Source organism: Hymenobacter sediminis, from assembly GCF_003231285.1.
Taxonomy (GTDB): domain Bacteria; phylum Bacteroidota; class Bacteroidia; order Cytophagales; family Hymenobacteraceae; genus Hymenobacter; species Hymenobacter sediminis.
In genome coordinates, this window is record NZ_QKNS01000006.1 from 304,333 (window position 1) to 317,237 (window position 12,905).

At 60.8% G+C, this 12,905-nt stretch carries 7 protein-coding genes; all 7 read left to right on the top strand.

Going from position 1 to position 12,905, the window contains the following annotated elements:
- The first annotated feature begins 75 nt into the window (after positions 1-75).
- The 7 genes from DNI29_RS17310 (at position 76) to DNI29_RS17340 (ending at position 12,822) form a co-directional block, all read left to right on the top strand.
- On the top strand, positions 76-1,095 hold the full coding sequence (locus DNI29_RS17310) for a FecR family protein (protein WP_110979381.1): 1,020 nt from the start codon (positions 76-78) through the stop codon (positions 1,093-1,095).
- Positions 1,096-1,226: 131 nt separating this feature from the next.
- Positions 1,227-4,712 (top strand): SusC/RagA family TonB-linked outer membrane protein, encoded by a 3,486-nt coding sequence (locus tag DNI29_RS17315; protein ID WP_110979382.1) that lies wholly within the window; start codon positions 1,227-1,229, stop codon positions 4,710-4,712.
- 34 nt (positions 4,713-4,746) lie between these two features.
- A complete protein-coding gene (locus tag DNI29_RS17320) occupies positions 4,747-6,216 on the top strand; it encodes a SusD/RagB family nutrient-binding outer membrane lipoprotein (RefSeq protein WP_110979383.1) in 1,470 nt (489 codons plus the stop codon).
- A gap of 127 nt (positions 6,217-6,343) precedes the next feature.
- Complete coding sequence (locus tag DNI29_RS17325; protein ID WP_123823299.1) at positions 6,344-7,618, top strand: DUF5689 domain-containing protein; 1,275 nt, start codon at positions 6,344-6,346, stop codon at positions 7,616-7,618.
- Between the two features lie 139 nt (positions 7,619-7,757).
- Positions 7,758-9,257: a calcineurin-like phosphoesterase C-terminal domain-containing protein gene (locus tag DNI29_RS17330; protein ID WP_110979448.1), complete on the top strand. Its 1,500-nt coding sequence runs from the start codon at positions 7,758-7,760 to the stop codon at positions 9,255-9,257.
- A gap of 108 nt (positions 9,258-9,365) precedes the next feature.
- Positions 9,366-10,241 carry a glycerophosphodiester phosphodiesterase family protein gene (locus DNI29_RS17335; protein ID WP_110979385.1) on the top strand — a complete coding sequence of 292 codons (876 nt, stop codon included), beginning with the start codon at positions 9,366-9,368 and terminating at the stop codon, positions 10,239-10,241.
- Between the two features lie 280 nt (positions 10,242-10,521).
- Positions 10,522-12,822 (top strand): efflux RND transporter permease subunit, encoded by a 2,301-nt coding sequence (locus DNI29_RS17340; RefSeq protein WP_110979386.1) that lies wholly within the window; start codon positions 10,522-10,524, stop codon positions 12,820-12,822.
- Positions 12,823-12,905 lie beyond the last annotated feature (83 nt).

Sequence of the window (12,905 nt, forward strand, 5' to 3'; positions counted from 1 at the left end):
TGATTTTGCGTGTCACGAGGTTAGCGGGCGTAGGCGTCATGGTAGGGAAGGTCGTTATTCAGGGCCTTTCTTTACGTGGAACAGCAGGAGCTTTACTTACTTATTACCCGCTGTCTGGCCCGGCAAACTTCGTCGGAGGAAAATGAGCGGCTGGCTACCTGGCTTACTGCCTCGGCGGAGAATGAGCAGACGTTTGAACAGCTGAAAACGCTCTGGCAGCACAGCCAGACTCCGGTTGCCCCTACCGAAACGGCCGCGGCCCTGCGAGCCGTGAAAGCCCGCCTAGCGGCACCTGCTGCACCCACCCCGCAACCCGTACTGGCCGGCGGCCGGAGAAAGCTGCGACGCACGTATCTGGTGGGCAGCCTGGTGCTGATAGCCTTGCTTGTTATAACTGGCCTATGGGTGCTGCGTGCTCCCTCAACCCCGGCAGTGGCCTACCAGACGTACCGCACGGCAGCCGGTCAGCGCCGGGCCCTGCACCTACCTGATGGGTCTTTTGTGACGCTGGCCCCGCAAAGCCAATTGCGCTACCCAGCTCAGTTCATCGGCTCTACCCGGGAAGTGTACCTGCAGGGCGAGGCTTTTTTTGAAGTCAGCAAGAATGCCGGCCGGCCGTTTCGGGTGCATAGCGGTACCTGGGTCACGCAGGTACTGGGCACCAAGTTCAACGTGCGGGCTTTTCCGCAGACCAGCCAAACGGCCGTTTCGCTGGTAGAGGGCCGGGTACGGGTGCAAGATGCCCACGACACCTACCTGCTGACGCCCGGCCAGGAACTGCTCGCCGACCGCAGCACGGGCCGCATCTACCGGAAGGCCTTCGATGAGGCCAAGGTGACCGGCTGGCGCACCAACAAGCTGGTATTCAAGAATGAGAAGCTAGCCGACGTAGCGGGCCAGATTGAGCGCCTCTACGGAGTAAAGCTGGTATTCGCTGACTCCGCCACGGCTGAGGTCAAGCTCTGGGCCACCTTCGATAATGAGCCCCTGACGGCCGTGCTGGAGGCCCTGGAGTTGGCGGGCCCCATCTCCTACCGCCGCGAAGGTCAGGTCATCTATCTGCAGCACCAGGGGCCCGCCGCGCCTCAGAAATAGAAACATCCCCCGAAGAAGCCGACGTGCGGGAACACGCCGGCTTCCGATAGAAAACCCCGCAGGTGCGAACTGCGGGCTAGTTGGAGTGCTCTTAAACCTTGTGTCATTTAACAACGCTCACGCCCAAACTTATGAGAAAAACGTGGTACTCCTGGCAAAACAGCAGCGAATGGCGCGTGTTGTTCGGCCTAGGCCTATCGGCGCTGAGCGTCACGGCGGCCGCAGCGGCTGCTACCGAGCAGATAATGGCTCCAAGTCTGGCAACGGTTCCCTGCGCCGTCATCGTGAAGCAGCAGCCCCTCGCCGACGTATTGGCTAGCCTGGAGCAGCAGACTGGCTACCGGTTCTTACTCGTAGACCAAACATCCCTGCTCAGCCGCCGGGTTACGGTAAACGCGCCGCATAGCAACCTGGGGGCCGTTCTACAGCTGCTAGCCGCGCAGGCGAAGGTGCAGTTCACCCAGCAGGACAAGCGCATTGTGGTAAAGCCCGGCCCCGGCGCCCAGGCCAGCACCTCATCCCCCGACCCTACCCTGGTGCGGGGCCACGTACGGGATGCCAAAGGCGAAAGCCTGCCTGGCGTGACCATTCGGGTAAAGGACTCCACTGCGGGCGCAACCACCGACGCCGACGGCTCATACCAGTTGGCCGTGGAACCGGGCAGCGTGCTGATTTTCTCCTACATCGGCTACACCACCCAGCAACTTACCATCGGGGGCCAAGCCAGCTCCTACGATATAGTGCTGCAGGAGGACTCTAAGAGTCTGGACGAGGTAGTTGTGACGGCGCTGGGTATTCAGCGCGAGGAAAAGGCCCTGCCTTATGCCGTAACTAAGCTAGATGGAGAGCAACTGACCGAGGCCAAATCCAACAACTGGACCGATGCGCTGTCGGGCAAGGTGGCCGGGGTAAACCTGGTGCGCTCGGGTGGCGGACCGGCCGGCACTAACCGCATTATTCTGCGCGGGGAAAGCTCCCTGGCCGGCGACAACGACGCCCTGATTGTGGTGGATGGCGTGGTGCTGGGCGGCAGCAGCCGCAACACCGGCAACGGCAGTTCGGCCTACCTGCAAAGCGAGTCGCCGGTGGACTTTGGCACCAGCCTCAACGACATCAACCCCGAGGACATTGAGTCGGTATCGGTGCTGAAGGGGCCGGCAGCTACGGCGCTCTACGGGGCAAGGGGCGGCAATGGGGCCGTTATTATCACTACCAAATCGGGCCGGATGCGCAAGCGTGGCATTGGCGTTACCTTCAACTCCAACGCCGCCATCGAGTCTATTTCGCGCACGCCTGATTACCAGTATGAGTTTGGGCAGGGTGATGCTGGGCAGAACTACTATTCTTTCGGTAATACGGCCGATGGGGCCAGTACCCGCAGCACCAGCTCGGCCTGGGGCGCGCCGTTTCTAGGCCAGTCGTTTTTCCAGTACGACCCCACTACTAACGCGGCCGGCACCGAGCGTACCCCCTGGGTACCCTACAAGAACAACCGCAAGGATTTCTTTGAGACGGGCAAGACGTTCACCAACACCATTGCCATCGACGGCGGCAATGAGCGCACGTCTCTGCGCCTCTCGCTCACCAACCTGCAGAACACCTGGATTATCCCGAACACGGGCTATAAGCGCAACACGGTGGCGCTGTCGGCCAGCCACAAAATCACGGATCAGCTGCAGGTTTCCAGCAAGATCAACTACACCAACCGCTACAGCGACAACCTCCCCTCGACTGGCTACAACAACCAGACGATCATGTACTGGAACATGTTCCAGCTGCCCAACGCCGACCTGGGCTGGCTGCGGCCCTACTGGGTGCCGGGTGCGGAGGGCATCACCCAGCGCTACCCCTTCAGCAGCCTCGTAGATAATCCCTACCTGATTGCCTACGAGATGCTGAACAAGGCCAATCGGCACTCCGTGACGGGTAACGTGCAGGTGAACTACCGCTTCTCCAAGGACTGGAACCTGATGCTGCGCTCGGCCATCGACTTTGCCTACGAGGCCCGCTCCCAGCAGCGCCCCAAAGACACGGAGAAGTATAAGGAGGGCATGTACCGCACCCAGAACATCTTCTCCCAGGAAATCAACCACGATTTTCTGCTCCAGTACAGCCACACCTTTGGCAAGTTCGACGTGACGGCCTCCGGGGGTGGCAGCCGCCTCAACAACCGCTACGACAAGAACGAGCTACGGGCTGAGCGCCTATTGTATCCGGGCGTATTCAACCTTTCTAACAGCCGCGACCTGCCCCTCACGCTGCCCTACCGGGCCGAGTTTGGCGTGAACAGCTTCTACGGACTGGCTACGGTGGCCTACAACAAGTTCCTGTACCTCGACCTCACGGCCCGCAAAGACTGGAGCAGCACCCTGGCCGGCCCCAACGGCATCGAGAACATCAGCATTTACCCTTCGGCTAGCCTAAGCACCATTGTATCGGAGCTGGTGAAGCTGCCGGAAGCCATATCCTTTGTGAAGCTGCGCGGCTCCTATGCTGAGGTGGGTAGCGGCTCTACTACCCCCTACCTCACCTCCTACACCTATGCTACGGCCACGGGTTTCCCCTCGGGCCTGAGCAACCCCAACGTCATTGCCAACGCCGACCTGAAGCCGCGCCGCACCCGCAGCGTAGAGCTGGGCGCCGATCTGCGCTTCCTGCAAAACCGCATGGGCGTGGACGTGACCGTGTACCGCAACAACACCTACGACCAGATTCTGCAGGTACCGCTGGACCGCTCCTCCGGCTATGACTATGCGGCGCTAAATGCAGGCCTAGTACGCAACCAAGGACTCGAAATTCAGGCCAATGCCCAAGTAATTTCCAACCCCACCGGCTTCGGCTGGAAGGTATTCGGCACGTACACGGCCAACCGCAACAAGGTAATTGAGCTGGCCGACAGCGTATTTACCTACCAGCTTCAGCGCGGCCCCGGCGGGCGCGGCACCGTGGAGGCCCGCCCCGGCGGCAACATGGGCGACATCTACGGACGCGGCTACCAACGCGCCCCCGATGGGCAAATCATTTACGATAAGGGCTACCCCCTGCTCACCAACCAAGCCATGTACCTGGGCAGTGCCCTACCCAAATGGAAGGCCAGCATTGGCAACGAGTTTCGCTACGGACCGGTACGCCTGAATGTGCTGATTGACGGGCAGTTCGGGGCCAAAGCCTACTCCATGACCCACGCCGTGTTGGCCGAGCAGGGCAAAACCAAGAACACGCTGCCCGGCCGCTACAACGGCATCATCGGCAAGGGCGTGATCAGCAACGGCGACGGCACCTTCCGCCCCAATGACGTGGTGGCCGAGAACATCCCGACCTACTACACCAGCCACTACGGCCGCGACAACGTGGAAGCCAACCTCTTTCGCACCGACTTTATCAAGCTGCGCGAAGCACGCATCGACTACTCTCTGCCCGCCGGCCTGCTGCAGCGCCTGAAGCTGACCCAGGCTACTATCGGCCTCTACGGCCGCGACCTGTACACGCTGACCAAGTGGCCCGCCTTCGACCCCGAGTTCGGCACCCTCAACGACAACTCCGTGGATCTGGGCTTCGAGCTAGGCCAGTTCCCGAGCACCCGCACTATTGGCCTCAATCTGACGGTAGGAATCTAGTAACCTGGCCCGCTCTATCCCGAAGCAACACCTCATGAAAAAGATACAACTGTTTGCCTGGCTGCTGCTAGCTACTACTAGTGCGGCTACGCTTTCGGCCTGCACCGATGGGTTTGAGGAGATGAACGTCAACCCCAACCAGAACCCCAATGTGCTGCCCGAAACGCTGCTGGCCCCGGCCCTGACGGACCTGGTGAAGCGCAACATGGACCGCGCCCGGCGCATCACCAACGAGCTGATGCAGGTGCACGTGACGCGCAACGACGGCGATGCCGTTCACCGCTACGTTATCCGCCCCTCGGAAGCCGACTACATGTGGACCGGCTGGTACACCCAGCTCACCGACTTCCGCGACATGTACCGCAGCGCCCAGGGCGTGAACAGCCCCACGTTCATGGCCATTGCCCGCATCTGCGAGGTCTGGACGGTGTCCTTAATCACGGATACCTTCGGTGATGTCCCGTACACCCAGGCCACGGCCGGCCGGGAAGGCATTTTACAGCCGCCATTTGATAAGCAGGAAGACATTTACCGCGACCTGTTCACGAAGCTCGAGGAAGCCAACGAACTGCTGAAAGCCAACACCAACCTCACGCCCGACCAGTCCCAGCTCGACCCGCTCTACCAGGGCAATGCCCTGAAGTGGCGCAAGTTCGGCAACTCTTTGTACCTGCGGCTACTGATGCGCGTCTCGAACCGCACCGACGCCATTGCCCCGGGCGGCATGAGCCCCCAGGACAAGCTGCGCGACATGGTGAACACCAACGCCACGGCCTACCCCCTCATTGCCAGCAACGAGGAGTCGGCCATTATGCGCTGGACGGGCACAGCGCCCTACCAGTCGCCCTTCCAGACCTGGCGCACCGCCGACTTCAGCTCGTTCAGCTCGATGAGCGAGTTTTTCATCAACAACCTGACCGAGTGGAACGACCCACGCCTGCCGAAGTGGGCCACCGTGTCGAACGGCACCTACGAAGGCATTCCGAGTGGCTACGACCCTACCCAGATGCAGGCGGCCAAGTCAACCTACCCCGCCACGCTCATGACTGAGCCGCTGCTGGGCAACATTCTCAACTACCCGGAGGTGCAGCTGCTGCTAGCCGAAGCCGCCCTACGCGGCTGGATTTCGGGCAGCGCCCAGACCTATTACGAAACGGGCACGCGGGCCGGCATTACCCTCTGGGGCTACACTGTACCCACCAACTACTTCACCAACTCTGACCTGAAGTGGGAGCCGGGCAGCAACCCAGAGCGCCAGCTCGACCAAATTCATCTGCAGAAGTACTACGCCCTGTTCTTCACCGATTTCCAGCAGTGGTTTGAGTACCGCCGCACGGGCCACCCGGTACTACCCATCGGCTCCGGCGTGCGCAACAACGGCCGCATGCCGGCCCGCATCAACTACCCCGTGTACGTGCAGAGCCTCAACCAGCAGAACTACCAGGCCGCCGTCGCCGACCAGGGCCCCGACGACATCAACACCAAAGTGTGGTGGCAGAACTAGTCCTGCGGTAGGCCACTACTGCTAACCCAAGTCCCAAACTGCGGTGGCTCTCTTCTTCCTTTCTGCTCCTTAACCAGTGTAAGGCTTGAGGATGAGCAACACCACCAAAACAACCGCCTATCAACTCATGACCATAAAAAAACTCCTCCCTCTGGCTCTGCTAAGTGCCTTTGGTTTCAGCGGCTGCCTGGAGGAAAACCCGAACTACGCCGAAGGAATGCTCAGTCCCATTGCTTCCATCGACGACGTGCGCCGGCTCTACCAGGGTGCCGATGTGGTGCTGGACCAGCAGAAGCTCGCCGGGGCCCATCAGCTGGTGGGTGTAGTTATTTCCGATGCGGCCGGGGGCAACGTGCCCGGCGGCCAGCACGCGCTGGTAATCCAGAACAAGCGGCGCGGACTGGTGCGGGGCATGATTCTGCCGTTGCCCGCCGCCGGTGCTACCTCCTTCGCCGTCGGCGACTCCGTGGTGGTAGACATTACTGGGGCCACGCTTAGCAAAGGCAGCGGCGCCTTACGCATTGAGGGCCTGACGCCAGCCAACGTCACCAAAGTAAGCAGCGGCAAAACGCCGGTGGTGCGCGAAACCACCATTGCCAACCTCCTAGCTACCCCCGAGGCCTACGAAGGCACCCTGGTGCGCGTGACGGGCGGCAACATTACGCCCCTACCCGTATCGGGCGACACCTACGGCGGCGACAAAGTGCTGGCCGATGGCTCCGACAACCGGATTGGGCTGCACACCGAGGCCACGGCCAGCTTTGCTACCCGCCGGATGCCCGCCAGCGCCACCTTTGTGGGTATTGCGGTGGGTAGCACTGCCACGCCCGCACTCCAGCTCTGGCTGCGCAACCCCTCTGATGCCATTGACCCCAGCGGCCCTGTGTACGCAGGCTTCCCTGAGAGCTTCGAGGCCGTGCCCCAGGCTACCAAGGGCAGCTATAACATGAATACCGCCGCCGTACCCGACAACACCGTGAACTTCGGAACGGGCCCCTGGAAGCTCTACCAGTCCATCCTCGGCAACACCTCCGGCCGCGACCGGTACACCGGCGCCCAGGGCATTCGGATGCAGCAGGGGCTCTCGGAATCAGCCTTTGTGGAAATGAAGTTTGATGTACCCAACGGAGCCAGCAAAGTGACCCTGCTCTACGGAGCCTATTATACCGATGCGTCCAGCTCCTGGAAGCTGGAGTATTCCCAGGACCAGGGCAAGACCTGGAAACAAACCGGCCAAACCATCACCGATGCCGGTAACTGGCAGCGTTCCATCACCTTCCTGCTCAACATTAGCGGCCCGGTGCGCTTCCGCATCAATAAGCTGGGCCTGGGCACGAGCAACCCGCCCACCGTCCTGAACGGCCGCCTCGGCCTCGACGACATCGCCATTTACGAAAACTAAGCCTTGCCCTCCTGATCGTCATGCTGAGCTTGTCGAAGCATCTCTACCGCTGGCTAATCAACTGGCCTAGAACTGCAAAGAAGATGTAGAGATGCTTCGGCAAGCTCAGCACGACGGATACGAACAGCCTTTCCAGAATATGTTCAGAAGAAAATTCCTCCAAAGCATCGGCCTGCTGAGCGCGGGCGTGAGCATCCCCCTGGCCCCGGCAGCCCTGGCCGAAATAGCGGAGCCTAAAGCCGCGCCGCACAAGCTCAACCTCACGCCCCTTACCATTAAAGGCCGCGTGCACGCGGGTGGCACTGGCCTAGCCGGCGTGCCCGTGACCGATGGCTATAACATGGTACTGACGGACAAGGCGGGCCGCTATGAGCTACTCAGCAACTCCACCGCCGAGTTTGTGTACCTCACCCTGCCCCGCGGGTATGCTATTCCGCACGAGAACGGCGTGGCGCGGTTCTACCAGCCGATTAAGCCCGGCCAGACGCGCATGACGGCCGACTTTGCCCTGCAGAAGCTGCCCACCGACGACACCAAGCACACGTTTATGGTGTGGGCCGACCCGCAGATGATTGATAAGAAGGACACTAACGAGCTGATTACCGTATCGGCCCCTGACCTGAAGGCACTTGCGGCTCAATACAACAACCCCAGTACCTTCGCCATTGGCTGCGGCGACCTGGTGTGGGACCATTTCGAGCTGTTTGATGATTACAAGAAGGCAGTAGAAGTGACCGGCATCCCCTTCTTTCAGGTTATCGGCAACCACGACATGAACCTCACGGCCCGCGCCGATGAGGGCTCGGCGCAGACCTTCAAGAGCCTGTTCGGCCCTACCTACTACTCCTTCAACCGGGGCGAGGTGCACTATGTGGTGCTCGACGACGTGTTCTTCATCGGCCCGCCCAAAAAGTACATTGGCTACCTCACCGAAACCCAGCTACAGTGGCTGGAGCAAGACCTAAGCCACGTGAAGCCGGGTACGACGGTGGTAGTGGCCCTGCACATTCCGGTGAACAGCGGCGACAAGCGGCGCAACCAGCTCAAGGACGAGTCGTTGGGCGGGGTGGTGTCGAACCGCCACGAGCTGTACCGCCTACTCAAGCCCTACACGGCCCACATCATGTCGGGCCACACCCATGTGTGCGAGAAAATCTTCCACGAAAACACCATTGAACACACCCACGGCGCCGTGTGCGGAGCCTGGTGGACGGGCCCCATCTGCACCGACGGCTCGCCCAACGGCTACGGTGTGTACGAGGTAGATGGCCCGAACATCAAGTGGTACTACAAGTCTATCGGCCACGACCGGCAGCACCAGTTCCGGACCTACCCCAAGGGCGCCAACCCCGACCGCCCCGACGACATTGTGGTAAACGTGTGGAACTGGGACCCCGAGTGGCAGGTGACCTGGTACGAGAACGGGCAGCGCCAGGGCCCCATGCACCAGCAAACCAGCCTCGACCCCATGGCCGTGAAGCTGCAGGCCGGCGACAAGCGCCCCGCCAAGCACAAGTGGGTGGACCCTACCCTGGCCGACCATATGTTCTATGCCCGCCCCTCGGCCGGCGCCAAGGAAATTAGGGTGGAGGTAACGGACCGGTTTGGGCAGAAGTACTCCGAGGCCGTGAGCGTGTAGTTGTTCTGAAAAACTGCACACGCTACCCCTCTACTCCTTCTGAATGCTAACAGATGCCGCTGGATGCGTCCAGCGGCATCTGTTTTGGACCGCCTACCTCACCGTATCATGAAAAAGCTCTTGCTTCTTGCTGCTTTGCTGGCCCCTTTTCTCGCGGCCGCTCAGCTACCCCCGCTTGATGTGCAAGGCCACCGGGGCAGCCGGGGCCTGATGCCCGAAAACACTATTCCGGCCATGCGCAAAGCTCTGGACCTGGGCGTGACCACCCTGGAAATGGACGTGGCCATTAGCCAGGACCGGCAGGTGCTGCTCTCCCACGACCCCTACCTGAACGCCGACTTTGTGTACCGGCCCGATGGGCAGCCCCTGACCCCGGCCGAAGGCAAAGCGCTGCGCCTGTACGACCTGCCCTACGCGGAAATCCGGCGCTACGACGTGGGCAGCCACGGCAACCCTAAGTTTCCGCGCCAGCAGCTGTTACGCACGTACAAGCCGCTCTTGGCCGAGGTAATCGACTCGGTAGAGGCTTACGCCCGCCGCAAGCATCTGCCGCTACCCCACTACAACATTGAAACGAAAACCACTGCGGCCGGAGACAATGTGCTGCACCCCGCCCCGGCTGAGTTCGTGCAACTTCTGCTGGCGGTACTAACAAGCAAAAAGGTACTGGAGCGGGTGACGGTTCAGTCGTTTGACCCGCGCACCCTGGAGGTAGTGCACCGCACGCTGCCCACTTTGGCCACGGCCTTGCTGGTAGACAACCAGCAGGGGCTCACAGTAAATCTGCAGCGCCTCAGCTTTAAGCCCACTATTTATAGCCCGGCCTTCCGGCTGGTTACAGCTGAGCTGGTAGCCGATTGCCACCGCCAGCACATCCGGGTAATTCCCTGGACCGTCAACTCAACTGCCGACATCCGGCGGCTGGTGCAGTTGCAGGTTGATGGCATCATTACAGACTACCCCGATTTGTTTCCACTGAAGTAACCCACTGCTGTCCGGTGCCCAGGTAGCCCTTCGCTCTAAAGCCCGAAACTCCGTGTTTCGGGCTTTTGTTGTTATGCTTTACAAGAGAAGCGAGGCAGGCTGAACAGGACGACTGCGCAGCTACTTTTGCTACGCTTCTCACATTTCTAGCAGTAGCCATGTTACGCTAAGCGCTGGGGCAGCCGAACGGGAAGCTGTCTTCCTGCGTCTTCCTGGCCTAGGCCGCCTTTCCCCGACCCTGTTTTTCGCTGTGCGCTCCGCTGGTTCTGCGCTACCCCTTATGCCGCTTCGCAAACTCGCTCATCTTACCCTGCTGGCCCTCGGGCTACTCACGGCCTTGGCCGTGTTTTTCGTGGCTCAGCTGCGCTTCAACTATAATTTCAACGACTTCTACCCTGCCGGCGACCCAGACCTGGACTACTACACGCAGTATTCCGAGCGCTTCGGCAACGACAACGACTACGTGCTGCTGGGACTGGAAGCCCCGCAGGGCCAAACGGTGTTCGAGCCCCGCTTCCTGACCAAGGTGGATTCGCTGACGCGCTTTATCCAGCAGCGGCGGCACGTCACGCAGGTGTCCTCGCCCACCAACGCCGTGAACCCGGTAGTGGAAGGGCTGGGCGTGTTCAATATTCCCTACCTCCACCCCCAGGACCCAACCCGCCGGGCTCCGGATTCGGCGCTGGTGTACCGCACGCCGGGGCTGGTAGGCAACCTGATTTCCCGGGATGCGCGGGCGGCCACCATCCTGTTCCAAACTTCGCCCAACCTCAGCAAGCCCCCCGGCGACTCCCTGCTGGCGGCCGTACGCACGGAGCTGCAGCGTCAAGGCTTCGCGGAAGAAGAGTATCACTTGGCCGGCAAAATGGTGGCCCAGTCGGTGTTTGTAGACCGGCTGCAGGTGGAACTGATGGTGTTTATGAGCCTGTCGGTGGTACTCGTGACGGGGCTCTTGTGGCTGACATTCCGGACTTGGTGGGGGGTAGTGCTGCCGCTGGTGGTGGTGCTGGGCGCTATTGTGTGGGGCCTGGGGGTGATGTCGGCCTTCGGGGTGAGCATTGACCTGATGACGGCCCTGCTACCGGTGATGCTGTTCGTGGTAGGCATGTCCGATACCATCCACATCATCACGCGCTACGTCACGGAGCTGGGCTACGGGGCCAGCAAGAAGGATTCCCTGCTGATTGCCCTCAAAGAATCAGGCTTCGGCTCGGGGCTGTCGGCCCTGACGACCAGCATCGGCTTCTTCACCCTGATGACCAGCACGATTCGGCCCATTTACAACTTCGGGCTATTTACGGGCATTGCCGTGCTGCTCACCTTTGCGCTGAGCTTCACGTTGCTGCCAGCCATGCTGGTGCTCCTGCGCAAGCCCCAGCTGCGGGTACCCCGCGAAACCGGCCACAGCTGGGACGGCGTGCTAGGCCGCCTGTTCCGGGTGGTGCTGGCGCGGCGCCACTGGGTAGTGGCTATCAGCGGCCTGGTGCTGGTCCTATCAGTGGCCTCGGCCTCGCGCATTCGCATCAACTCGGCTCTACTCGATGACCTTTCCAAAAACGACCCGGTAAAGCTGGATTTTCGGTTTTTCGAGCGGCAGTTTGCCGGGGTGCGTCCCTTTGAGCTGGATTTGAAACCTGCCCCCGGCCGCACCATCTATGACCTGGAAGTGCTGCGCCAGACGGAGAAAATTGAAGGCTACCTGCAAAAGACCTACGGCCTGAACTTCGTGGCCTCACCGGTTACCATTATTAAATCGGTGCGCAAGGCCCTGAACGGCGGGCTACTAACCGAGTATCGCCTGCCCGACTCTGAGGCCGAGCTAGAGCGGCTGACGCGCAAGGTGAAGCTATTCCGAAAGAAGCCAGAGTTCCGGGCCCTGGCCCTGCCCGACGGCTCTGAGGGCCGCCTCACGGGCCGCATGCCCGACGTAGGCTCCATCCGGGCCGATGCCCTGAACACCGATTTGCGCCGCTTCCTGCGCGCCTCCGTGGACAGTACCGTGCTGCAAACCCGCCTCACCGGTTCGGCCAACCTCATCGATAAAAACAACGAAAACCTCACTTTGAACATGATTACGGGCATGAGCATCGACATTGTGATGGTCACGCTCATTGTGCTGCTCCTGTTCCGCTCTCTGCGTATGACGCTGGTGGTGCTCGTGCCCAACCTGGTCCCCATCCTGATTGTAGCGGGCGTGATGGGCGCGGCCGGCGTGAGCATGAAGGTGAGTACCAGTATCATCTTCACCATTGCCTTCGGCATTGCCGTCGACGACACCATTCACTTTATCAGCAAGCTCAAGCTGGTACTGCTGGATGAGCCTAGTTTGTTCAAGGCCGTGCGCAAAACCTACCTAATGGCCGGCAAGGCGGTTATCGTCACGTCCCTGATTCTGGTGGGCGGCTTTTCCACCCTGATTTTCTCCTCCATCGACGGGACGTTCTACGTGGGTCTGCTCATCGGGCTTACCCTGCTGTTTGGGGTAGTAGCCGAGCTGACCCTGCTGCCCATCCTGATTCTGTGGTTTTACCGCCATCGGCCCAAGGAAATCCGCCAGCCGGTGCCGGCCTTGGGCGGGTAGTTGCCTCGGGCAGATTGCGCAGGATCAGGGGTCTATGATATAGCCTTCTGCAACGACTGAGGCAGAAAAGTGCTTTGGTAAAC